Source organism: Bacillus sp. CH140a_4T (genome assembly GCF_008923725.1).
Taxonomy (GTDB): Bacteria; Bacillota; Bacilli; order Bacillales; family Bacillaceae_G; genus Bacillus_A.
In genome coordinates, this window is record NZ_WBPF01000016.1 from 357,125 (window position 1) to 378,599 (window position 21,475).

The following is a 21,475-nucleotide window of genomic DNA, read 5'->3' on the forward strand; positions in this document are numbered from 1 at the left end:
TTGGAAATGGCAACGGAAAAAACGTTAAGAACTTGTGAAAAAGGACATGAATACTACAAAAGTAGCGATTGTCCAACTTGCCCAGCTTGTGAGAAAGAAAAGAAACCAACAACAGGGTTTCTTTCACTTCTTTCATCACCAGCACGAAATGCGTTGCAACATCATAGAATTCACACTATAGAAGAACTCTCAAAGTATAGTGAAAAAGAAATTTTAAAACTGCACGGTATGGGACCTGCGTCTATGCCGAAGCTTAGAAAGGCTTTGGAGGAGAGCGGATTATCATTTAAATAAAATGAAGCAGTAAACAGCGGGTTTTTTGATAAACTTGAATGAGATAAAAGAAAAAAGTAGGAGAATATCTCCTACTTTTTTTATGCTGTTCCGATCTGATCTTGATCAGCTACATCAGAATCAAACGTATTTGTTGCACTAACACCGCTAAAAGTATTCACGACAAATCCAACATTGGAAGCTCCGGATCCATTATAAGCTTTCGTATTTTCTTTCGGAGACACATTATAAAAATCCCCTAAATTAAAAGAACCATTACTGTTTTGAACGACGAGATTTCCAACAACAGAGGGCATACCATCCACCTACTTTTCTAAGCTTTTTAATTACTATATGAATGATTGAGCGGAAGGTTCATCTGAAATAAATTGGCGGATTTGTAGCGTGCGAGAATTATTAAAAACATAGTCAACATTGCCGATTTGGAAGCATGCGGAATTTAAAAGTGTTCGCAAGTGAACATCATTTACTTCAATAAAAGGGCACTCATTTACAATATTCATTTTTACATCTGTTGTCCGCTTTGGAATTGTAATGTGCTCATCTGTAAAGATTTCAAACGCATCAAAACGACCTTCACCTTTTATATAACAAGGGATTTCTCGATGAACGATAAGCGCTCTATTTTTTAATTCTATTTGATTAGCATCCCCGACTTGGAAGACGGCTGTAACCCCCATAGAAATGATAGAAACATTTTGTACAATTGAAGTATGACGAAGCATAATTTTTCCTCTCCTCAACCTGGAGTCGGAGGGACATCTGTTACTAATGGTACAAATGGCCCCTCTGTAACGGATTCGAATGGTGTATCAAGAATAGAAGAAAGGATGAGAAGGTTAGCATCTCCAATTAAAAATAATGCGGAAGAAGAAACCCCGTTCATTTTAATCTGCCCTACTTTTAACTCACGGTTCACAACATTTAAATTCATATATTACTTACTCCTTTCGGAAATTGCCCGGTATGTGTTGAATAAAGGAAAGAAAGGCTTTATCAATATCTTGTTTCATTGCTTGAATAATAACGTCTCGTAAATAATCGGGATCTGTGGAAATACCCTCATACGATTGAACTTGTGACAAATAATATGGAAGTCTATGTTCCATCTGTTTTTTTATGTCATCAACCATCATTTGTCGATACATTTCATCGAGCGGCGTTCTCTCTTCTTGTTCAAAATGGAGAATTCGATTATATGCTTCTTCATCTAAGTAACGATGCATTTCTTGAAGGATGCCTTGGTAAAAGTCTGGATTTGTTTCAGTTTCAGGATTGACCTTCAATGTTTCTGTATCAACTTGAAAATCCTCAATTTGCTGTCCTTTTGCTGAAAACGGATTTAAACCAATATTTAAAGTGCCATTTAAATTTTCTACTTTTAATTGATCGAATTTGTATTCCACTTTTCCTACAGAAGAGGAGGGGCGATTTTTTAATTCGTTAAGCTCTTCTTGTAATAGGCGCACTTGATCTTCTAGGTTCAGGATGGCTGCTTGTTGTGTTTGAAGAGCTTGGTGAAGTTGGTGTAAGTAAGTGTATATATCTTGATTCATTTGTGAAACCTCCTTTTCAATAGGGAGGGTAAATATATTCCTGCTATATATTTATGACAAGGATGTCTTAAGAAGAACTAGTTGATGGTTTGATAGAAATAATTTGTCCTTTCGCCTGTAATGGGCGAAGGGGTTCTGTAAATCCACCACTATTTGAGAATTTAGATAGAGCTTTAATACTTCCAGCAGTACCGATTTGGAATACAGAAGAGGTTGTAATGCTATCAATTTTAATGCTGTTAATAATGATGCTTTGGTTTACGTAAAAATTCAATACAATCGCCCCCTTTAAGTTGAACCAATTATCGCTTGATCAACGACATCTGAATCATTAACAGTCGTAGCGTTTTGATAATTGTAGACAGAAACGTTATCTCCAACATTAAAAGAGCCGGCTCCGGCGAAAGCACGTGAATAACTAATAGGCCTAATCGCAAATACATCTCCAATATGAAAAATACCACTTGATCCAATATTGACGATACGAATATGTCCGACCATAGCTGGCATACAAAACACCTTTCGTTTTTAAAATTTTCTTTTCTACTATTGTATGGGCGTTTTCAATAAAATGTGTATTTTTTTGAAATAAAAGAAACACACACGTTATTGCGTGTGTGTATCGAGTGTTTGATTAGGGTGAAAATCCGTATGTACATGCCAAATTGCATTTAAGAGCCTGTCCAGTTCTTGGCTACAATCCACTGTTTTTTGAGAAGTCATTCCGTAGCGTTCAGCAAAATAAATCATTTTTTCACGTTTTTTTTCAATCGCTTGCTCAAACATTGAAATCGGCTCCATCTCTAAATGAAATTTTTAGTATATATGTAGTACATATTATACAAAAATCCCATAAAAAAGAAACAACTTCGCTAAAAAAAGTAAAATTTCTACATTTTATGTCAAATGTAAAGGAGTAACGAATAAGATATGAGAAGAATATTGTAAAAATTAGCGTGCATGAGAAGGTTTTTTTCTTACGGATGCGAATACAATTAAAGGGTATGAGTTTTAGGATGGAGAGTGGAAATATTGCGTTTGGTAACGGCGAAAAAAGATGAAAAGGTATTTGTAGGTGTTGTGGATGAAGAGGAAGAAAAGGTATTGCATATAAGAGAAGCGCAAAGACAAAAAGGGGAAAAGGTTACGATTCCAATCACAATGTTAGAGTGTATTGAAAGAGGAACCGAATGCTTTGAAAAAATATGTGATATTGTACATTGGGCGAAGGAAAATGAAGGGACGGCGTATTATCCGTTAACTGAGGTAAAAATATTAGCACCGATTCCAAGGCCAAGGAAGAATATTCTTTGCGTTGGAAAAAACTATCGTGAGCATGCGATAGAAATGGGCGGAGTAGAGTCAATTCCAGAAAATATAATGATCTTTACGAAAGCGCCAACGACAGTTATTGGAATGGATGAAAAAATTAATAGTCATCCCCACGCAACGAATGAATTAGACTATGAAGGAGAATTAGCTATCATCATCGGTAAGCGAGGGAAACAAATAAAAAAAGAAAAAGCGCTTGAGCATGTTTTTGGTTATACCATTATAAATGATATCACTGCTCGGGATATTCAAAGGAAGCATAAACAATTTTTCCTTGGAAAAAGTTTCGATACATTTTGTCCAATGGGACCATATTTAATTCATAAATCAATGGTGAGTACGCCAAATGCGTTACACATTGAAACAGTAGTAAACGGGGAAGTAAGGCAAACTTCAAATACAAATAAAATGATTTTTTCAATAGAAGAAATTATTTCAACGATAAGTAAAGGTATGACATTAGAGCCAGGAGATATAATCGCAACAGGAACGCCAGCTGGTGTCGGAAAAGGTTTCACACCACCGAAGTTTTTACATGCGGGTGATGAAGTGGTCATTACAGTAGAAGGAATTGGTACATTGCGAAATGTAGTGAAGTGAAGAAAAGAAAAGAGCTATCTTATTAAAAGATAGCTCTTTTTTATGGCCTTGGGTGATAGAGGTAATCGATAACGGAAAAAGTGTAAAGACCAATGACTGCAAGTGTACAAATGCCAAATAGTATAACCGTAAGTGCGCTTTTTTCTCGTCCAAAGCCAATGATAGTAAGAATAACAGTAGTCCAAAATGATGCTTTCAGTAGTGTGAATGTAGTGGGAGTTGAGTAGTGACTAAGCAATGTTACGGAAAGTAGGAAGCCAAAGAATGTAACTAAAAGAAAAGATGTAGCTAAATAGTTAATATGTTTACCGTATCTTAATAACATATTGCACCTCCTTTGTTGTTTAAAAATACAGAAAATTATAATTTTATTTTAGTATAAATCAATATAAAAAGAAAGAGGTTGTCCCAACATGTAGGACAACCTCTCTATTATTAAGATAATACAGCTTTAATTTTTTGGAACGCCCACTCTAAATCTTCTTCAGAGATTACTAGAGGTGGTGCGATACGAATTACATTTTCGTGTGTTTCTTTACATAACAGACCAGCCGCTTTTAGTTGTTCACAGTAAGGACGAGCTGGCTCGTTTAATTCGATACCGATGAATAAACCTTTACCGCGAACGTCAGTAATCATTGGGTTATCAATTTCTTTTAATTGCCCAACTAATTTTTCACCTAATTGAAGAGAACGCTCTGTTAATTTTTCTTCTTCTAACACTTCAAGAGCTGCGATAGAAACAGCACATGCAAGTGGATTACCACCGAATGTAGAACCGTGAGAACCTGGCTCGAATACGCCTAAAATGTCGCGGTTTGCTGCTACGCAAGAGATTGGGAATACGCCGCCGCCAAGTGCTTTACCAAGTATGTACATGTCAGGAGTTACATTGTCCCAGTCACAAGCAAATACTTTACCAGTACGGCCTAAACCTGTTTGGATTTCATCTGCTACAAATAAAACGTTTTCTTTTTTACATACTTCAAGAGCTTCTTTTAAGTAACCAGCTGGTGGAATGTTAATTCCTGCTTCACCTTGGATTGGCTCTAAAATGAATGCAGCTGTATTTGGTGTAATTGCAGCTTTTAACGCTTCTAAATCACCGTAAGGAATTACGATAATGCCAGGAAGCATTGGACCGAATCCACGCTTGTACTCTTCGTTTGAAGACATAGAAACAGCACCCATCGTACGTCCGTGGAAGTTATCTTCACAAACGATAATTTCAGCACGGTTTGCTTCTACTTTCTTTACATCATAAGCCCAGCGGCGAGCTGTTTTAATTGCAGTTTCAACAGCTTCTGCACCTGTGTTCATTGGAAGTACCATTTCTTTATTAGTTAGTTTCGCAACTTTTTCGTACCAAGGACCTAATTGATCACTATGGAAAGCACGAGAAGTTAACGTAACACGATTAGCTTGGTCAATTAAAGCGTTAATGATTTTTGGGTGGCGATGACCTTGGTTTACTGCAGAATATGCACTTAATAAGTCCATATAGCGGTTTCCTTCAGGATCTTCTACCCAAACGCCTTCTGCTTTAGAAATAACGATTGGAAGTGGGTGATAGTTATTTGCTCCGTATGTGTCTGTAAGTTCGATAATATCCTTAGTTTGAATCATGATTGTTCCCCCTTTTGTTATTACAAGAAGTTTGTAAATACTCTAAATATTATAGCATTTAAATGTAAAAAAGCGAAACATTTCCTGAAAATAAATGAACATGTTATCATATAGAGTGAAAAAGTGTGAAAAGAGGAGGTAAGGGATACGATGGTACATATGCATATTACAGCATGGGCGTTAGGTTTAATTTTATTCTTCGTTGCGTATTCACTTTATTCAGCAGGGAGAAAAGGTAAAGGTGTACATATGGGGCTTCGTCTTATGTACATTATCATTATTGTGACAGGTTTCATGTTGTACATGGGTATTATGAAGACTGCAACAAGTAACGTACACATGTGGTATGGTTTAAAAATGGTAGCTGGTATTTTAGTTATCGGTGGAATGGAAATGGTTCTTGTAAAAATGAGCAAGAACAAAGCAACAGGGGCAGTTTGGGGGCTATTTATTGTTGCACTAGTAGCAGTATTTTACCTTGGGCTGAAATTACCGATTGGCTGGCAAGTATTCTAATAAAAAATAAAACCACCTTATATTCTCAAATATTTGGGAGATAAGGTGGTTTTTTATTTTATGTCGCATCGATATGCAACTCTTCTCCGTTTACTTTCGTAAAACGAAACATATTTTTATTGGACGCAGCGTGACGAACGAAATGGTGCTGCAATGTGCAAATCATCTCTTCGTTATCAAACAAAAGAATATTTACTCCTTCGCATGCTTCCTCTTTCGGTAAGAAAGATAAATAATTATGACAATACATGCAATCATATAAAGAGTAATGAAGGGATTGCAATGATTCCGTTAATAATGTAAAGACAGAGTCAGGCAATTCCTCAAGCCATTCCGTATAGCTAAGTAGTAATTTTTTTCGAATTCGTATCATTTCCCCGTTTTGCAAATGGTGCTGCTCGTTGGCGATTTGTAATACATCTTGTTCATAGAAACGAGCTGGTAGCCAGTTGTTGTTATATAAAATCTCAAAGCCATCTTCGGCAACATCTTCTAATAAAAATGCTTCATCATTTTCATCATCAAAGAATACCCATTCATTGTTTATATATTCTACATTACCGACCGTATGAGCACGAGGCTGGTTATATAAAATATGGTTACGTTGTATCATACACGATTTCTCCTTTATGAAAAGTAGTTATTTCTGTTATAGACAGTTCGCGCATTCTTTATAACTAGACACATCTAGACATAGGTGGGCATACAATAAAACACGTTTTACTGAGTGAAAATGCTATTCCGTATGTGGATAGTAGGTTATCGTCAAGTTTTGCATTTTTTAATCCGCACCTCTAAGGGTGGGGATTACTGCACGTTCAAGAAAAGAAATAAGATGGAAGGATGATTCGTATGTGCGGGATTACAGGATGGGTGGATTATAAACGCTCATTAGAAGGAGAACGGGACGTCGTTACGAAGATGGCTGAGACGTTAGCAAAGCGCGGCCCAGATGATAATAAAGTTTGGATTAAAGGCAATGTCGCATTTGGGCATAAACGGTTAATCGTTGTTGATCCTGAAGGTGGCAAACAGCCGATGACTTGTTTAAAGGACGAAACAAATTATGCAATTTGCTATAACGGCGAACTGTATAACACGGAAGATATTCGAAAGGAACTATTAAGAAGAGGATATACGTTCAAAGGTCATTCTGATACGGAGGTGCTATTAGCGTCGTATATTGAATGGAAAGAAGAATGTATCGATCATTTAAACGGTATATATGCGTTTGCTGTATGGGATGAACAGAAAGAACAAGTATTTATTGCAAGAGATCGTTTAGGTGTAAAACCGCTATTTTATAAATATGACAGCGGGCGATTACTATTTGGTTCAGAGTTAAAAGCGATACTGGCGCATCCAGATGTGAAGGCGGAAGTAACGTTAGAAGGTTTATCTGAAATATTCGGCCTTGGTCCATCTAGAACGCCTGGTCATGGTATTTATGCTGGTATAAAAGAATTACGTCCAGGGCATGCGATGACATTTTCAAAGAACGGTTTATGTATATGGAGATATTGGAATGTGGAAAGCAAAAAGCACGAAGACTCCTTTGAAGAAACAGTGGAGAAAACACGCTTTTTATTACAAGATGCGATTACAAGGCAGCTCGTTTCTGATGTACCACTATGTACTTTTCTATCAGGCGGTGTAGATTCGAGCGCTATAACAGCAATTGCTGCGAAAGAATATGCAAGGTCAGGAAAAGGACAATTACACACATACTCTGTTGATTATGAAGATAATGACAAATACTTTAAAGCGAATGCGTTCCAGCCAAATTCAGATGCACCATTTATTAATTTGATGACGGATACGTTTGAAACGATTCATCATCGCTGCGTCATTTCAAATGAACAATTGGCGCAGTATTTAACAGAAGCCGTACTCGTTCGTGATTTGCCTGGTATGGCAGATATTGATTCGTCATTATTATGGTTTTGTCGTGAAATTAAACAAGATTTTGTCGTAGGTTTATCTGGGGAATGTGCAGATGAAATATTTGGTGGTTATCCTTGGTTTTATAGAGAAGATGATTTGCAATCGAGTGCGTTTCCGTGGATGCGCTCTACAGAAGCACGTGAACAATTGCTAAAGAAAGAATGGAGAAATAAATTAAACTTACAACAATATGTACAGCAGCGTTATGAAGAATCCATTCAAGAAGTTCCTATTTTAGAGGGAGAAAGCCCAATTGAAGCAAAGAGACGACAGTTATTTTACTTGAACATGGTATGGTTTATGACAACATTATTAGACAGAAAAGACCGTATGAGCATGGGGGCAAGCTTAGAAGTGCGCGTTCCGTTTGCGGATCATCGACTTGTCGAATATGCGTGGAATATTCCTTGGGAAATGAAAATGTATAAAAACCGCGAAAAAGGTCTATTGCGTAAAGCGTTAGAAGGATTACTTCCAAATGACATCTTATATAGAAAGAAGAGCCCGTATCCGAAAACGCATAATCCGCACTATACGAAAGCAGTCACAGTATGGCTACAGGATTTATTAACGGATAAAGGCTCAATTTTACATGAACTATTTGATAAACAGCAGCTGAGTGGATTAATTGATTCAGGCGGTAGTGCATTTCAATCACCATGGTTCGGTCAATTAATGACTGGGCCTCAACTTTTAGCCCATTTAGCGCAAATTCATGTTTGGTTTAAAGAATACGGGGTAAATATTAAAGAATAGAAGAAAAGCGACTTACTTTTATGTAAGTCGCTTTTTATTAAAAAAATTGTCAAATAAAATTTAAAATCATATTAGAAAAAATACTTATTTAGAATAATTATCTTTACGTATTTATTATTAGTTGTTATAATTGGAAACAAATGTTCTTGAAAAAGATTCTCATTTATAAAATTGAGGTGTTATATAGATGGCAAAGAAAAAAATAGGTTTACTCGTAATGGCGTATGGAACGCCAGAATCATTAGATGATGTAAAAGCGTACTACACACATATTCGCCACGGTCGTAAACCTTCCGAAGAATCACTCCAAGACTTAATCGGGCGCTATAAAGCGATTGGTGGAATTTCACCACTTGCAAAAATTACGAAAGAGCAAGCGCATAAATTAACAGATTCAATGAATAATATGTTTACAGAGTATGAATTTACTTGTTACTTAGGCTTAAAACATATTGCTCCATTTATAGAAGATGCAGTAGAAGAGATGAAGCACGATGGAATTGAGCAGGCGATTAGTATCGTATTAGCGCCGCATTATTCTACATTTAGTATTAAAGCGTATAATGACCGTGCGACTCGTCTTTCAAAAGAAATCGGTGGCCCTGTTATTGAACCGATTGAACAATGGTACGAGGAACCGAAATTTATTTCCTATTGGGCAGATCAAATAAAAGAAACATGTACAAAGATTGAAGATAAAGAGAAAGCAGTCTTAATTTTTTCAGCACATAGTTTACCAGAAAAAATTATTGCAGCAGGGGACCCTTATGTGGAGCAAGTGCAACATACAGCGGATTTAACCGCAGCAGCTGCAAATATTCAGAACTATACAATTGGTTGGCAAAGTGCTGGAAATACAAAGGATCCATGGATTGGACCGGATGTACAAGATTTAACGAGAGATTTATTTGAAAAGCATGGATATGAATCTTTTGTATATTGCCCAGTTGGCTTTGTGGCAGAGCATTTAGAAGTTTTATATGACAACGATTACGAATGTAAAGTTGTAACTGATGAATTAAACGTGACATATTTTAGACCGAATATGCCAAATTCACAATCTGTATTTATCGATTGCTTAGCTGAAATTGTTTCCAAAAAAATGAAGGAAATAGTTGACAAGAACTTAATTTTGAATAATAATTAGTTTATAATAATTTTAAATAAGTAATAATTACTATGAAAGAAAGAGGAGGATCCCCCTAGATGAATCCAAATAATCGCTTAACAACAAACCAAGGTGCTCCAGTTGGAGACAACCAAAATTCTCGTACAGCTGGTCGCCGTGGACCGGTATTATTAGAAGACTATCATTTAGTAGAAAAACTGGCTCACTTTGATCGTGAACGTATTCCAGAGCGTGTTGTACATGCACGTGGTGCAGGTGCTCACGGTGTATTCGTAACGAAAAACAGCATGAAGCAATATACGAAAGCAGCATTTTTACAAAATGAAGGAACTGAAACGCCTGTATTTGTTCGTTTCTCAACGGTTATCCATGGTCAAGGTTCTCCGGAAACAGCTCGTGACCCACGTGGGTTCGCTGTTAAATTTTATACAGAAGAAGGGAATTACGATATCGTAGGTAACCATTTACCGGTCTTCTTCATTCGTGATGCAATTAAATTCCCTGATATGGTGCATTCTTTAAAACCAGCACCTGATACAAATATTCAAACGCCAGATCGTTACTGGGATTTCATGACGTTAAGTCCGGAATCTACACATATGATGACATGGGTGTTTTCTGATTATGGTACACCAGCGAGCTATCGCGAAATGGAAGGTTTCGGTGTCCATTCATTTAAATGGATTAATGCAGAAGGTAAAATCGTCTACATTAAATATCACTGGAAACCACAGCAAAGTGTACGTAACTTAAGTGCAAAAGAGGTGCAAGAAGTACAAGGAAAAGATTTCAATCATGCAACTCGTGACTTGTTCGATGCAATCGAAAAAGGAAATCATCCAAAGTGGGATTTACACGTACAAGTGATGCAACTAGATGAAACAGATTCTTTAGACTTTGATCCACTAGACCCAACGAAAGTATGGCCAGAAGATCGCTTCCCATTAATTGAAGTAGGGACGATGACGTTAAATCGTAACCCGAAAAACTTCTTCGCAGAAGTAGAGCAAGTGGCGTTCTCTCCAAGTGCAACTGTAAATGGTATTGAACCATCTGAAGATAAATTATTACAAGGTCGTTTATTCTCTTACCCAGATACACAGCGTTATCGTCTTGGTGCAAACTACTTACAAATTCCTGTAAACTGCCCATACGCAGCTGTTCATAACCAACAACGTGATGGTGCGATGCAAATCAATCAAAACCCATCTACAATCAACTACGAACCGAGCCGTCATGCTGAAAATCCAGTTGAAGACCCAACTTACCGCGATTCAACTATGAAAGTTGAAGGCTATGTATCTCGTGAAAAAATTGAAAAACCAAATGACTTCAAACAAGCAGGTGAGCGTTATCGTTCATTCTCTAAAGAAGAGCAAGACAACTTAATTGCGAATTTAACAAATGACTTAAAAGACGTAAATGAACGCACGAAATTATTAGCTATTTGTAACTTCTTCCGTGCAGATCACGATTACGGAATGCGTTTAGCGCAAGCTTTAAATGTTGATATTACGCAATATGTAGGGAATGCTCCGAAATAAATAGGAAAAGACGACTGTTAAACGGTCGTCTTTTTTGCATAAAATTACGCCGGGGTATTCTTCAGTTTCGTTATGTCGGAATTTGTTGGTAAATCGATATATTTAAAAAATCGTCGATATATCCGAATAATCGCTGATATATCCGTCTAAATACCATATGAGGTATACAACGCCAACAACTACAATAAAAAGAGATGCAATCTACTAAGAATAGATTGCATCTCTTTTTTAGTTCACTCGCTCCGTATACTCATAAGCTTTCTCCCCGTGCATCGAAATATCAAGTCCCATATGTTCTTCTTGCTCATCAACCCGAACAGGGAGGAAGAAGTTAATCGCTTTAATAATGGCGTACGTCATTATGATCGTGAATGCATATGTTGCGCCGATTGCTACAAGTTGTTTGAACAGTAGAGCGGCGTTTCCGTAAAATAACCCGTTCGCACCATCACTGTTTACAGCAGTAGTTGCAAATAGCCCTGTCGCAATGCCGCCCCAAGTTCCACCGATGCCATGGCATCCGAATGCGTCGAGTGTGTCGTCGTATCCGAATTTTGTTTTTAAGAAAAAGACTGCTCCGAAGCATAATACGCCGCCGATCGCTCCGATAAGAAGAGCGGAGAAAGGTGTAACGAACCCGCAAGCTGGTGTAATAGCGACTAAACCGGAAACAACTCCGCAAGCAGCTCCCATCGCAGTCGGTTTTGATTGGAAGAGCCATTCTGAAAGCATCCAAGTTAATGCGGAGGCAGCAGCGGCTATATTTGTATTAATAAATGCAGTTAAAGCTACATCATTTAAAGATAATGCGCTACCAACGTTAAAACCAAACCAGCCGAACCATAGTAGACCGGCGCCTAACATTGTGAATGGTAAATGGTGAGGAGAAGTACCGTTTATGTTTTTTCGTTTTCCAAGAAAAATAGCTAATACAAGGCCGGCCACGCCAGATGTAATATGAACGACGTTACCACCAGCGAAGTCTAATGCGCCAAGTTCTCTTAGCCACCCGCCAACGCCCCATACCCAATGAGCGACAGGATTGTAAACGATTGTTGTCCATAGAAGTATGAAAATAAGGAAAGCAGAAAATCGCATTCTTTCGGCGAATGCACCTGAAATTAAGGCGGGAGTTAAAATGGCGAACATGAGTTGGAACATCATAAATAAGTTGTGAGGAATAGTAGATGAGTAGTCTGGATTTGGTGCGTAGGTAACTCCGTTTAAACCGAACCAATCGAGTGTGCCGATAAGTCCGTGCCAATCTGGTCCAAATGATAAAGAATAGCCGATCACAATCCACTGAATCGAAACGATAGCCATTGCACTATAACTATGCATTGTCGTACTGAGTACGTTTTTACTGCGAACCATGCCCCCATAAAAAAGTGCCAATCCTGGTGTCATTAACATGACCATTACTGTCGTTACAAACATAAAAACTGTATCGCCTGTATTCATTCTCTCTCCTCCTATAATGTTATAAAAAATAACATCAATATGTTATGTTTCATATCATATTCGAAATAAAAAGAAAAATCAACTAAAAATTCAGAAAACTTTATACTTTATGTAAGGAAATCTGACATGAAGTATTTTGAGGAGAATGAAATCAACGTATGCGATTCGTCCGGATAATTGGTATAATATTCTTACAATTAAAAAACATGGGGGATGCGTGTGGGGAAAATACATACTAGGAAACTGTTCATTTATTTTTGTTTAGCTGTCGTTTTATTTGTACCAATACATACGTTTGCAGATGAAAAAAGAGAGTGGCGAGACGAAGTTATATATTCTATTATGATTGATCGCTTTAATAATGGAGAACCGAAAAATGACAAACAGTTAGAAGTTGGTAATTTAGAAGGGTATCAAGGCGGAGATATAAGAGGGATTATAAAAAGACTGGATTACATAAAAGAAATGGGATTTACCACTGTTATGCTTTCTCCTCTTTTTGAAAGTGGAAAGTACGATGGATTAGACGTGCACAATTTTAAAAAGGTAAATGAACATTTCGGAACAGAAAATGATGTGAAAGAACTTGTACAAGCAGCTCACGCAAAAGGAATGAAAGTTGTACTTCAATTTCCGCTTGGTGAGAACGATCAACAAGTCATCGACGCGATGAAATGGTGGATCAAAGAAGTCGATTTAGATGCAAGTTATGTAGTACATAGTGACAAAAAGTCGCGTTCTTTCTGGGATGACGTGCAAAAAGATATGCAAGTGATAAAGAAAGATTTTCGTATTATGACAAAAGAAGATAGTGAATACAACGAAAAAATAATAGAAGCGTTTTCTGAAGCGGATGTATCGGTGAAACCTTTATTTGATGTGAGTAAAAAAGAAGGAGAATCCGCTACATTTTTAGATGATCAAGATACGAAAAGATTTGCTCGTATTGCAAAAGAGAAGATGAATTATCCGCCATCTCGTTTGAAACTAGCTCTTACATATTTATTAACAACACCGGGCATTCCGAATTTTTATTACGGAACTGAAATTGCATTAGATGGAGGAGATACGCCAGATAATAGACGATTAATGGACTTCAAATCAGATGAAAAGTTTATGCAGCACATAACGAAACTCGGTGAACTTAGACAAACGAGACCATCTCTACGACGCGGTACGTTTGAACTTTTGTATGATAAAGATGGAATGAGTGTACTAAAGCGAAAGTATAAAGATGAAGTGACAGTAGTAGCAATTAATAATACGAAAGAAACACAAAAAGTTGCTTTACCTGTAAGTACAATTGGCGAAAAACAAGAGTTACGAGGATTGTTAGAAGATGAAATTATAAGAGAAGAGAATGGGAATTTTTATCTTGTTTTAAAGCGTGAAGAGTCAAATGTGTATAAAGTTAACGGGGAAACAGGTGTGAATTGGCTATTTATCTCTTTAATCGTTGGTGTGAACGTATTGTTTATTGCGTTTTTACTTGCGGTTAAAAAGAGACGGAAATGAGTAGCGTTTTTTAGTAGTTCTTCTTTAGTTTAAGGTGGTGAGATATTTGCGGAAAAAGAAGTGGTTCGCTCTATGCGTATGTGTTTTTATCGTATTCGTAAGTTTTTATTTTTGGGACAACCGTGATGATGGGGAATTTGTTCGGTGGGGCGATAGTGTTCATTCTGTTGATACGGCAGTGCTGAAGAGAAACGATATAAAATACAAAATCGAAAATGATAAAGTATACATTCCTGAAAAATCATTTGATAAAGCGATATGGTGTTGCTCTTAATAAATGCGAAATCTCGGTGGGACAGGCTAAGGAGAAAATTTTCTCCCTAGTCTGTTTTTCTATGAAGTAAGACTCTCACCTCAAAATGCAGCTGAGCAAAGAAATGAAAAGTCTGTTAGAACAAACAATAATTGCAACTATACGAATTTTACATTACATTAAAGGATGAAAAATAGTCTTATACTTATTAAGGGTTACACATTTGAGGAGGAAAAATGGAATTTTACGATTTGGGTATTACCATTAAAGAACTTAGAGTGAAAAAGAATATATCACAATCTGAATTGTGTCATGGAATATGTTCGCAAAGTCAAATTAGCAAAATAGAAAAAGGTATGATTTTTCCATCAAGTATATTGTTATATCAACTATCTGAAAGACTTGGTATTGATCCGAATAATATATTTGCACTAACTCAAAATAAAAGATTGAAATATGTAGAAAACGTAAAATGTGTAATAAGAGATTGCATAAAGCAAAAACAATATACAGAACTTTATGAGATAGTAAAAAAAGAAAAAGATGAAAATGCTTTCCAGACGAAAGAAGATAAACAATTTCTACTATGGCATGAAGCAATTGCTATATTTATGGTGAATAGATCAACAAAAACGGCGTTAGATCTTTTAAATAATGCATTAAAATTAACGTTAACCAATGCTGATTTTTTATCAGAAAGAGAAATAGATATTATGCAGACAATGTCTATATTTTATGCGGAAAACAAAGAATATGAAAAAAGTATTGATATATTAAGAAAATGTTTAACTAACTTTAATAAGTTAGATTTTCCTAGAGATAGAGAAATTAAATTAAAAATCATTTTTAATTTAGCGAACTGTTTAGGTCAGGCATGCCAACATGAAGAGGCAATGAAATACCTTGATAAGGGCATCAAATTAGCTATTAATTTAAACACGTTATACCTATTAGGTGAACTATACTATTTAAAGGGTTGGAATTTATTAAGGCTTAAAGAACATAATGAAGAAGATATTGTTAGTAACATGAAAAAAGCATTATTTATATTTGAACTAACAGAAAAAGAGCATTATATAAAAAGGATTAAAGAAAAATATTTAAAAAAACATCTATAAGTTCTTGGGAATTACTTATACATAGAACAAAACCTACAGGGGAAATTCCCGTAGGTTTTACGCTTATAAACATCTTATTATTTTCTATAAACTTAATTCTAAAATCGTTTTTGAAGTTTGTATCCTTGTTAATAATTTATATTTCCGTCTATATAGTATTAAAATTAAGATGATTCGATTATTGTATTACGTATGTTTCTTATACCAAGCTTTGTTGATGTGTTTACACTTCGCTGGTGTTGAAGTTTTAGATTTATCCTTGAGTGTAGTCATATTATTAGAACATCCTGCAATATGTAGACAGAATGTAGTTAATAAAAACCATAGTATTAATTTCTTCAAATAACCACTTCTAACTCTTTTTTAATGAATATTTTTCATAAAATAAATTCCTTACTAATTTTACATTACATGAAAGGGTGGAAAATATTCTTATACTCATAATTTGTTACATTTGAGCGGGGAGGGTGATCTTGCACCGATTTTCAAAAGGGCTTTCTTGATTTATCCCGCTTTAATGGGCAGTAAGACCCCACCTCAAAATTCAGCGAAAGCAAAGAAGTTAGGTGGGGGTCGGGCTGCCCATAAAAGTCCGATTGGTGAGTGCTAATAATCAGTGGGGATGAGGAAAACTCCACTGATTGAAGTTTCACTTTATGCAAACTATCCGATTGTGAGTTTCCCTACTCGCTAAAAAGAAAAACATCCTCTGTGTAGAGGATGTTTTTCTTTTTAGCGGTAGTTAATGAATTGTACGTCAATCGGTAAATCAGCACTGCGAACTGCTGCGATAACTGCTTGTAAGTCATCACGGCTTTTCGCTGTAACACGTACTTGGTCATCTTGTACTTGTGTTTTTACTTTTAATTTCATTTCTTTAATGATGTTGTTAATTTTTTTCGCGTTATCTTTATCGATACCTTGTTGAAGTGTTGCGCGTTGGCGAACAGTGTTACCAGTTGCAGCTTCAACTTTTCCGTAATCCAAGTTTTTAATTGGAACGTTACGTTTTACAAGTTTAGCAATTAGAACGTCTTTTACTTGGTCTAATTTGAACTCGTCGTCAGAAGTTAGAACTAGTACTTCTTTTTCTAATTTAATATCACTTTTACTTCCTTTAAAGTCATATCGGTTTTGGATTTCCTTTAATGCGATGTTAATTGCGTTTGTTACTTCAGGTAATTCTACTTTCGAAACGATGTCAAAAGAACTCTCTTTTGCCATAGTTAGCACCTCCAAATAAATTTCTAATCTTTTTATGTACTGTACATACTAAAGTATAGCTGAAAACGAGCTTAGACTTAAGTGTTTTCATACTTATAATCATGTAACCTCATTTTATTATAGTGAATTTTGGGCTGTTGGACAAATAAAGGGGAAATCGTGTTATAATTAACTTTTGTTTGGAATGATAAAAAAGATAATGTTATCCCGCATTAACGGGCATTCAGTTAGAGCAAAGAAGTTAAGTGGGAGATCCACTGCCGTAAACGCCCGATTGGTGAGGGTTGATAATCAGTGGGAAGGAACAAAACCCCCACTGATTAAAGTTTCACTTTATATAGAGAAGGGAATTAAAAAATATGTATTTACAATTAGGAGCGATTGAGCAGGTAACTGTTTTACGTGAAACGGAAATCGGATATATGGTTGGGAATGAAGAAGAAGAAATTTTCCTACATAAAAACGAATTAGTTGGAGAAATTGAAGAAGGCGATACGATTGATGTATTCTTATACCTTGATCATCAAAATCGTGTTTCAGCAACAATGAAGGAGCCACTTATTACAACTTTTGATTGGAATTGGGTAAAGGTTGTAGAAGTTATTCCTAGTTTAGGTGTGTTTGTTAATATTGGTGTATCAAAAGATATACTAATCCCAGCTGATGAGTTCCCGATTTATATGCCAGTATGGCCAGAGGTTGGAGACGAATTATATTGTACGTTAAAATTAACGAATCGTGATCGCCTTATCGCTCTTCCGGCAAGAGACAGTGATATGCAAGAAATTATCGTAGATGCGACGCCATCTATGCGTAATAAAAACGTAAATGGACGTGTGTATCGTTCACTTCAAGTTGGTTCATTCATACTAACTGATGAGCATTTCCGTGCTTTCTTACACCATACGGAAAGAAAAGAACAAGTACGCATTGGTGAACGTGTAACGGGCCGTATTATTGACGTAAAAGATGATGGTACAATTAATATTTCACTTCTTCCTCGTAAAGAAGAAGGAATGGAAGATGATGCTGCTGTAATTTATGCATATATGGAAGAACGAGGCGGAGCAATGCCATTTTGGGATAAGAGCAATCCAGAAGACATTAAAGAACGTTTCAGCATGAGTAAAGCTGCATTTAAGCGTGCGCTTGGTAAGTTGATGAAAGAAGAAAAGATTTATCAAGAAGAAGGCTGGACGTACTTTAAGAAGTAAAGTGAGACTACAAAGAACTATCTTTTCTCTAGGTTTATTAGGGAAGTGATAGTTCTTTTTTTTGTTTACCGCAAGAGAATCATTGGAAGAGGGATATTTTAAAAAATATAGAAAGGATAGATAGTTATATCTATATGGAAGAGAGTGTGAATTTAATTTTAATTGAAAAGAAAAGAGGTATGTAAATGAAGTATTATAGTGCTGGATACCTCATAATTTCCTATGATAGGGAACTTATCTATAAAGAATGTAATATCGAAGGGCTATCACAAATAATTTTAACGATATGTAATCGGGTTCGCCCTACATTTCCAGATTATTGGTTTTTTTCTTGGTGTAATTCAAATAAAAATGATCCTATTGCTCAGATGATAAATGGAAAGTTAGCGATTAGTAAAGAAGAGCATGAAAGTGCTCAAACTTTTTTAGATACACTAACGGAAGAAGAAAAGTTTGTGTGGCCGAATGTTTTTAAAAATTTAGAGGATGCGAGATTCTTTAAGAAAAATTATTTAAAGGGGATAGAAAGCTTAGAAGTTATCGGCTTAAATCTTTCAGAAGAGTATTGGACGGACTTTTTAATGAATGAGCGGGAAGAAAATGATTTTAAAGTTTCCATATATGGTTTTCTCAAAAGTGCGTTACCTACTGATGTGAAAAATGATGGGGTATTAGGATTTGATATATGCGGCTATGAGTCTAATGGATTTTACTCATTTATTTTCAATAATTTACAAGCTGACTTTAAAGTGTTTGGCAAGAACTTAAATGACTTATCACTCGTTGATAATTATGAAGATGCAAAACAAATTATCCATTTAATTGATAATAGAGAAATTGAAGCAGAAGAAATCTTATGGTATCCGTGGTTAATTGTGAAGTGCACATAATGTGTTAGAGAAGGGGAGATAGGATAATGTTAGGAATACCACATTATATAATTCCAGTACAGGTTCATCCCTATGCAATAGATACTTTAGAGAAAGAAAAAGATATAAATATACTAAGTGTAACACCAGTAGTATTAGAAAATGATATAAATCAAACGATAATAAGTTCAGATATATCTATTCAATTAAGAAGTGATTTGTATTTAAATATTATCTGTTGATAGAACTGATATGAATGATCAGGATGAGGTGGAATATCTTCAGATGACGCTAGATAAAGAGGTTCCATTTATAACGAATGGAAATCCTGAAAAGAAAAAGATTTTTGAAACATTTTTTAATATTAAAGGGAATATACAATGTGAACTATTAATGGAAGATTAAAAAACACGATCTTATTTTTCCAATAAGATCGTGCTTTTTTAATTCCCTTGCTCATGCACAAGAGTAAACGTATCTTCCAAGTCACTATCATTTATTTTAATATTTGCCTTTTTTAATTCCTTTTGTATCAATTTTTGACCGAATGTAGGGTCAGCAATACGTTCTTCTTCTAAGTTTTTGCGAATAGAGTCTTTCACTTCATCATAGGGCTTTAACTCTTTTTTATCAGTTAATTTAATAATATGATAACCGTTTGGTGATGTAACCGGATTGCTAATTTGTCCGACTTTTAGTTTATAAGCAGCTGTTTCAAATTCAGGCGTCATTCTGCCTGAATTGAAGTATCCAAGGTCTCCGCCTTTTTCTTTTGATAGTAGATCTTGTGATTCTTGTTTTGCTAATTCTTCAAATGAAGCACCAGCATCTAATTTTTTCTTTATTTCTTTCGCTTCGTTTTCATCGCTTACTAAAATATGGCTCGCTTTAATTTCTGGTTTATAGTGGTCTTTCACGTCTTTTTCTGTAATGCTTTTCTTAATCGCTTCATTCATAGCAAGTTTGAATTTAATTTGATTTTTGAAATCAGCTTCATCTTTTAAACCGTTGTTTTTCAATACGTTTTTAAATTGGTCTCCGTATTGATTTTTCGCTTTTTGTACTTCTTTATCTACATCATCGTCAGATACTTTATATTTTTTCGTGATAACGTCTTGCGCCATCATTTCGTACAGCATGTCTTTTCCGTAACGATCTTTCAACTGTTTTTCGAAGTCGCTCTTCTTAATGGTTGAGTCTGTTGCTGTAGCGACTGTAGCTGAGCTGTTTTTTTGTCCACAAGCAGCTAGCATTAATATACTTATTAGTGCAGTAATAATGAAAATGTGTTTCCCTCTCATGCTAACACCTCATCCGAATATGTTATCGCTATTGTAGAATATAGAAGTGAACATGAAGTGAATTTTTAATGTTTTTTCCTGTGAAATGTAAAAAAAGTACATCAACAATATTGTTGATGTACGATGGGATCAAAGGTGATCGGTCTTTTTAGAATAGGCACGCTTACCTTGCTGAATATTTTTTTGTTCTTGCTCATTTTTTTGTGTACGCTTTGCATTATTATCGCGTGCTTTTTTGTCGTTATCACTCGTATGTGGCATATGTATCAACTCCATTTCTAAACGTTGTACGTTTATCATTTCCTTTTTCGTAAAGACTATGTATAGCAGTGCATTCATGAATAATAAGGGTGGATTAGAAATGGATTTGAAGTTGAATTATGCTGAACTTATAAAGAAGTTAATCGTTGTAATCATCGCAGGTTTGTTGAACGCGATTGGAATGAATTTATTTTTAACGCCAGCGAAAGTGTACGCGAGTGGCTTTGCTGGATTGTCTCAATTGTTATCACAAATATTAGGTGACTTTTTATCTATTCACATATCAACGGGGGTGTTGTTTAGTCTATTTAATATTCCCGTCGTTATTTTAGCGTGGAAAAAGGTTGGAAAGGCTTTTACTTTCTTCAGTTTTCTTTGCGTTATATTTATGACTTTGTTTCTAGAAATTATCCCAGTTAGAGCAGTTTCGAACGACATCATATTAAATGCGATTTTTGGCGGGATTATTTCGGCAATAGGTGTGGGGATTGCGTTGAAGTGGGGGGCTTCTACAGGTGGTTTAGATATTATCGCCATGATTTTATCAAAGATTAAAGACAAGCCGGTCGGTACGTATTTTTTCTTCTTTAATGCACTGATTATTATCGCTGCTGGCTATGTATATGGATGGGAAAAAGCATTGTATACTTTGGTAACTTTGTATGTGTCAACGCGAATTATCGATGCAATTCATACGCGTCATGTGAAAATTACTGCATTAATCGTTACGAAGAATGGGGCAGATGTACGAAAGGCGATTCACTCGCGCTTAGTGAGGGGGATTACAACTATACCGGCAACAGGTGCGTATACGAATGAAAATAAGGAAATGTTAATGATTGTTATTACGCGTTACGAGTTATATGAATTAGAGAGGGTTATTAAACAAGTGGACCCGGGTGCATTTACAAACGTACTGCAAACGGTTGGGGTGTTTGGATTGTTCCGAAAAGATTAAAGAG

At 35.8% G+C, this 21,475-nt stretch carries 27 protein-coding genes; 13 read left to right on the plus strand and 14 right to left on the minus strand.

The genetic code is table 11. The features are described 5' to 3' along the window. The first annotated feature begins 6 nt into the window (after positions 1 to 6). Complete coding sequence (locus tag F8162_RS17270; protein ID WP_151631342.1) at positions 7 to 294, plus strand: RNA polymerase alpha subunit C-terminal domain-containing protein; 288 nt, start codon at positions 7 to 9, stop codon at positions 292 to 294. 80 nt (positions 295 to 374) lie between these two features. Here F8162_RS17270 and gerPF read toward each other — a convergent pair whose 3' ends face one another. The 7 genes from gerPF to F8162_RS17305 all read right to left on the minus strand — a co-directional run bounded on the left by gerPF (position 375) and on the right by F8162_RS17305 (position 2,636). Continuing rightward, positions 375 to 590, minus strand: coding sequence for a spore germination protein GerPF (gerPF, locus tag F8162_RS17275; protein WP_001141570.1), 216 nt, complete (start codon positions 588 to 590; stop codon positions 375 to 377). 33 nt (positions 591 to 623) lie between these two features. After that, a complete protein-coding gene (locus tag F8162_RS17280; protein WP_151631341.1) occupies positions 624 to 1,019 on the minus strand; it encodes a spore germination protein GerPE in 396 nt (131 codons plus the stop codon). A gap of 14 nt (positions 1,020 to 1,033) precedes the next feature. Continuing rightward, a complete protein-coding gene (gerPD, locus tag F8162_RS17285; RefSeq protein WP_001052805.1) occupies positions 1,034 to 1,228 on the minus strand; it encodes a spore germination protein GerPD in 195 nt (64 codons plus the stop codon). A gap of 7 nt (positions 1,229 to 1,235) precedes the next feature. Then, entirely contained in the window at positions 1,236 to 1,850 is a 615-nt protein-coding gene (gene gerPC, locus F8162_RS17290; protein ID WP_151631340.1) for a spore germination protein GerPC, read from the minus strand. Between the two features lie 67 nt (positions 1,851 to 1,917). Then, complete coding sequence (gerPB, locus tag F8162_RS17295; protein WP_001012506.1) at positions 1,918 to 2,124, minus strand: spore germination protein GerPB; 207 nt, start codon at positions 2,122 to 2,124, stop codon at positions 1,918 to 1,920. A 14-nt stretch (positions 2,125 to 2,138) separates the two neighbouring features. Further along, the gene (gene gerPA, locus F8162_RS17300) at positions 2,139 to 2,360 is read right to left on the minus strand and encodes a spore germination protein GerPA (RefSeq protein WP_151631339.1); all 222 of its coding nucleotides are present in this window, start codon (positions 2,358 to 2,360) and stop codon (positions 2,139 to 2,141) included. Between the two features lie 96 nt (positions 2,361 to 2,456). Then, positions 2,457 to 2,636 (minus strand): aspartyl-phosphate phosphatase Spo0E family protein, encoded by a 180-nt coding sequence (locus F8162_RS17305; RefSeq protein WP_000462840.1) that lies wholly within the window; start codon positions 2,634 to 2,636, stop codon positions 2,457 to 2,459. A 246-nt stretch (positions 2,637 to 2,882) separates the two neighbouring features. Here F8162_RS17305 and F8162_RS17310 point away from each other — a divergent pair, with 246 nt between their 5' ends. After that, the gene (locus F8162_RS17310) at positions 2,883 to 3,782 is read left to right on the plus strand and encodes a fumarylacetoacetate hydrolase family protein (protein WP_192797634.1); all 900 of its coding nucleotides are present in this window, start codon (positions 2,883 to 2,885) and stop codon (positions 3,780 to 3,782) included. Positions 3,783 to 3,822: 40 nt separating this feature from the next. Here F8162_RS17310 and F8162_RS17315 read toward each other — a convergent pair whose 3' ends face one another. Both F8162_RS17315 and rocD read right to left on the minus strand, forming a co-directional pair. Further along, positions 3,823 to 4,107 carry a hypothetical protein gene (locus F8162_RS17315; RefSeq protein WP_070805472.1) on the minus strand — a complete coding sequence of 95 codons (285 nt, stop codon included), beginning with the start codon at positions 4,105 to 4,107 and terminating at the stop codon, positions 3,823 to 3,825. Between the two features lie 110 nt (positions 4,108 to 4,217). Continuing rightward, positions 4,218 to 5,408 carry an ornithine aminotransferase gene (gene rocD / locus F8162_RS17320; protein ID WP_151631338.1) on the minus strand — a complete coding sequence of 397 codons (1,191 nt, stop codon included), beginning with the start codon at positions 5,406 to 5,408 and terminating at the stop codon, positions 4,218 to 4,220. Positions 5,409 to 5,558: 150 nt separating this feature from the next. Between rocD and F8162_RS17325 the strand changes: the two genes are divergently transcribed. Then, on the plus strand, positions 5,559 to 5,924 hold the full coding sequence (locus F8162_RS17325; RefSeq protein WP_151631337.1) for a YisL family protein: 366 nt from the start codon (positions 5,559 to 5,561) through the stop codon (positions 5,922 to 5,924). Positions 5,925 to 5,982: 58 nt separating this feature from the next. Here the strand turns inward: F8162_RS17325 and F8162_RS17330 are convergent, their stop codons facing one another. Beyond that, on the minus strand, positions 5,983 to 6,537 hold the full coding sequence (locus F8162_RS17330) for a DUF2777 domain-containing protein (RefSeq protein ID WP_151631336.1): 555 nt from the start codon (positions 6,535 to 6,537) through the stop codon (positions 5,983 to 5,985). Positions 6,538 to 6,776: 239 nt separating this feature from the next. Between F8162_RS17330 and asnB the strand changes: the two genes are divergently transcribed. The 3 genes from asnB to katB all read left to right on the plus strand — a co-directional run bounded on the left by asnB (position 6,777) and on the right by katB (position 11,297). Beyond that, positions 6,777 to 8,624 carry an asparagine synthase (glutamine-hydrolyzing) gene (gene asnB / locus F8162_RS17335; RefSeq protein ID WP_151631335.1) on the plus strand — a complete coding sequence of 616 codons (1,848 nt, stop codon included), beginning with the start codon at positions 6,777 to 6,779 and terminating at the stop codon, positions 8,622 to 8,624. Between the two features lie 187 nt (positions 8,625 to 8,811). After that, positions 8,812 to 9,771 carry a ferrochelatase gene (gene hemH, locus F8162_RS17340; RefSeq protein WP_151631334.1) on the plus strand — a complete coding sequence of 320 codons (960 nt, stop codon included), beginning with the start codon at positions 8,812 to 8,814 and terminating at the stop codon, positions 9,769 to 9,771. 59 nt (positions 9,772 to 9,830) lie between these two features. Continuing rightward, on the plus strand, positions 9,831 to 11,297 hold the full coding sequence (gene katB / locus F8162_RS17345; protein ID WP_151631333.1) for a catalase KatB: 1,467 nt from the start codon (positions 9,831 to 9,833) through the stop codon (positions 11,295 to 11,297). A gap of 228 nt (positions 11,298 to 11,525) precedes the next feature. On the opposite strand, the gene F8162_RS17350 is transcribed toward katB, so the two are convergent. Further along, positions 11,526 to 12,758, minus strand: a complete 1,233-nt coding sequence (locus F8162_RS17350; RefSeq protein WP_151631332.1) for an ammonium transporter — start codon at positions 12,756 to 12,758, stop codon at positions 11,526 to 11,528. Positions 12,759 to 12,971: 213 nt separating this feature from the next. Between F8162_RS17350 and F8162_RS17355 the strand changes: the two genes are divergently transcribed. From F8162_RS17355 to F8162_RS17365, 3 genes are all read left to right on the plus strand, one after another. Further along, positions 12,972 to 14,273 (plus strand): alpha-amylase family glycosyl hydrolase, encoded by a 1,302-nt coding sequence (locus F8162_RS17355; protein WP_151631331.1) that lies wholly within the window; start codon positions 12,972 to 12,974, stop codon positions 14,271 to 14,273. Positions 14,274 to 14,319: 46 nt separating this feature from the next. Then, positions 14,320 to 14,547 carry a hypothetical protein gene (locus tag F8162_RS17360; RefSeq protein WP_151631330.1) on the plus strand — a complete coding sequence of 76 codons (228 nt, stop codon included), beginning with the start codon at positions 14,320 to 14,322 and terminating at the stop codon, positions 14,545 to 14,547. Between the two features lie 215 nt (positions 14,548 to 14,762). Further along, positions 14,763 to 15,644, plus strand: coding sequence for a helix-turn-helix domain-containing protein (locus F8162_RS17365; protein WP_151631329.1), 882 nt, complete (start codon positions 14,763 to 14,765; stop codon positions 15,642 to 15,644). Positions 15,645 to 16,376: 732 nt separating this feature from the next. Here F8162_RS17365 and F8162_RS17370 read toward each other — a convergent pair. Next, the gene (locus F8162_RS17370; protein ID WP_061678717.1) at positions 16,377 to 16,868 is read right to left on the minus strand and encodes a YajQ family cyclic di-GMP-binding protein; all 492 of its coding nucleotides are present in this window, start codon (positions 16,866 to 16,868) and stop codon (positions 16,377 to 16,379) included. 359 nt (positions 16,869 to 17,227) lie between these two features. Between F8162_RS17370 and F8162_RS17380 the strand changes: the two genes are divergently transcribed. From F8162_RS17380 to F8162_RS17390, 3 genes are all read left to right on the plus strand, one after another. Further along, positions 17,228 to 18,082: a S1 RNA-binding domain-containing protein gene (locus F8162_RS17380; RefSeq protein ID WP_151631327.1), complete on the plus strand. Its 855-nt coding sequence runs from the start codon at positions 17,228 to 17,230 to the stop codon at positions 18,080 to 18,082. Positions 18,083 to 18,267: 185 nt separating this feature from the next. Then, positions 18,268 to 18,972, plus strand: a complete 705-nt coding sequence (locus F8162_RS17385; protein ID WP_151631326.1) for a hypothetical protein — start codon at positions 18,268 to 18,270, stop codon at positions 18,970 to 18,972. Between the two features lie 26 nt (positions 18,973 to 18,998). Next, a complete protein-coding gene (locus F8162_RS17390) occupies positions 18,999 to 19,193 on the plus strand; it encodes a hypothetical protein (protein ID WP_151631325.1) in 195 nt (64 codons plus the stop codon). Positions 19,194 to 19,394: 201 nt separating this feature from the next. On the opposite strand, the gene prsA is transcribed toward F8162_RS17390, so the two are convergent. Then, positions 19,395 to 20,252 (minus strand): peptidylprolyl isomerase PrsA, encoded by an 858-nt coding sequence (prsA, locus tag F8162_RS17395; RefSeq protein ID WP_151631324.1) that lies wholly within the window; start codon positions 20,250 to 20,252, stop codon positions 19,395 to 19,397. A gap of 129 nt (positions 20,253 to 20,381) precedes the next feature. Then, a complete protein-coding gene (locus tag F8162_RS17400) occupies positions 20,382 to 20,513 on the minus strand; it encodes a DUF3941 domain-containing protein (RefSeq protein ID WP_001120851.1) in 132 nt (43 codons plus the stop codon). 100 nt (positions 20,514 to 20,613) lie between these two features. Here F8162_RS17400 and F8162_RS17405 point away from each other — a divergent pair, with 100 nt between their 5' ends. Next, positions 20,614 to 21,471 carry a YitT family protein gene (locus F8162_RS17405; RefSeq protein WP_098682216.1) on the plus strand — a complete coding sequence of 286 codons (858 nt, stop codon included), beginning with the start codon at positions 20,614 to 20,616 and terminating at the stop codon, positions 21,469 to 21,471. The last annotated feature ends 4 nt before the right edge of the window (positions 21,472 to 21,475 follow it).

Excerpts from the sequence above, each read along its gene's own strand:
- asnB (WP_151631335.1), top strand. The coding sequence starts at position 6,777 with ATGTGCGGGATTACAGGATGGGTGGATTATAAACGCTCATTAGAAGGA.
- prsA (WP_151631324.1), bottom strand. The coding sequence starts at position 20,252 with ATGAGAGGGAAACACATTTTCATTATTACTGCACTAATAAGTATATTA.
- F8162_RS17350 (WP_151631332.1), bottom strand. The coding sequence starts at position 12,758 with ATGAATACAGGCGATACAGTTTTTATGTTTGTAACGACAGTAATGGTC.
- gerPF (WP_001141570.1), bottom strand. The coding sequence starts at position 590 with ATGCCCTCTGTTGTTGGAAATCTCGTCGTTCAAAACAGTAATGGTTCT.
- F8162_RS17270 (WP_151631342.1), top strand. The coding sequence starts at position 7 with ATGGCAACGGAAAAAACGTTAAGAACTTGTGAAAAAGGACATGAATAC.
- F8162_RS17405 (WP_098682216.1), top strand. The coding sequence starts at position 20,614 with ATGGATTTGAAGTTGAATTATGCTGAACTTATAAAGAAGTTAATCGTT.
- F8162_RS17400 (WP_001120851.1), bottom strand. The coding sequence starts at position 20,513 with ATGCCACATACGAGTGATAACGACAAAAAAGCACGCGATAATAATGCA.
- F8162_RS17280 (WP_151631341.1), bottom strand. The coding sequence starts at position 1,019 with ATGCTTCGTCATACTTCAATTGTACAAAATGTTTCTATCATTTCTATG.
- F8162_RS17365 (WP_151631329.1), top strand. The coding sequence starts at position 14,763 with ATGGAATTTTACGATTTGGGTATTACCATTAAAGAACTTAGAGTGAAA.
- F8162_RS17305 (WP_000462840.1), bottom strand. The coding sequence starts at position 2,636 with ATGTTTGAGCAAGCGATTGAAAAAAAACGTGAAAAAATGATTTATTTT.
- F8162_RS17390 (WP_151631325.1), top strand. The coding sequence starts at position 18,999 with ATGTTAGGAATACCACATTATATAATTCCAGTACAGGTTCATCCCTAT.
- F8162_RS17325 (WP_151631337.1), top strand. The coding sequence starts at position 5,559 with ATGGTACATATGCATATTACAGCATGGGCGTTAGGTTTAATTTTATTC.
- hemH (WP_151631334.1), top strand. The coding sequence starts at position 8,812 with ATGGCAAAGAAAAAAATAGGTTTACTCGTAATGGCGTATGGAACGCCA.
- gerPA (WP_151631339.1), bottom strand. The coding sequence starts at position 2,360 with ATGCCAGCTATGGTCGGACATATTCGTATCGTCAATATTGGATCAAGT.
- gerPD (WP_001052805.1), bottom strand. The coding sequence starts at position 1,228 with ATGAATTTAAATGTTGTGAACCGTGAGTTAAAAGTAGGGCAGATTAAA.
- F8162_RS17380 (WP_151631327.1), top strand. The coding sequence starts at position 17,228 with ATGTATTTACAATTAGGAGCGATTGAGCAGGTAACTGTTTTACGTGAA.
- katB (WP_151631333.1), top strand. The coding sequence starts at position 9,831 with ATGAATCCAAATAATCGCTTAACAACAAACCAAGGTGCTCCAGTTGGA.
- F8162_RS17370 (WP_061678717.1), bottom strand. The coding sequence starts at position 16,868 with ATGGCAAAAGAGAGTTCTTTTGACATCGTTTCGAAAGTAGAATTACCT.
- F8162_RS17355 (WP_151631331.1), top strand. The coding sequence starts at position 12,972 with ATGCGTGTGGGGAAAATACATACTAGGAAACTGTTCATTTATTTTTGT.
- F8162_RS17330 (WP_151631336.1), bottom strand. The coding sequence starts at position 6,537 with ATGATACAACGTAACCATATTTTATATAACCAGCCTCGTGCTCATACG.
- F8162_RS17385 (WP_151631326.1), top strand. The coding sequence starts at position 18,268 with ATGAAGTATTATAGTGCTGGATACCTCATAATTTCCTATGATAGGGAA.
- F8162_RS17315 (WP_070805472.1), bottom strand. The coding sequence starts at position 4,107 with ATGTTATTAAGATACGGTAAACATATTAACTATTTAGCTACATCTTTT.
- rocD (WP_151631338.1), bottom strand. The coding sequence starts at position 5,408 with ATGATTCAAACTAAGGATATTATCGAACTTACAGACACATACGGAGCA.
- gerPC (WP_151631340.1), bottom strand. The coding sequence starts at position 1,850 with ATGAATCAAGATATATACACTTACTTACACCAACTTCACCAAGCTCTT.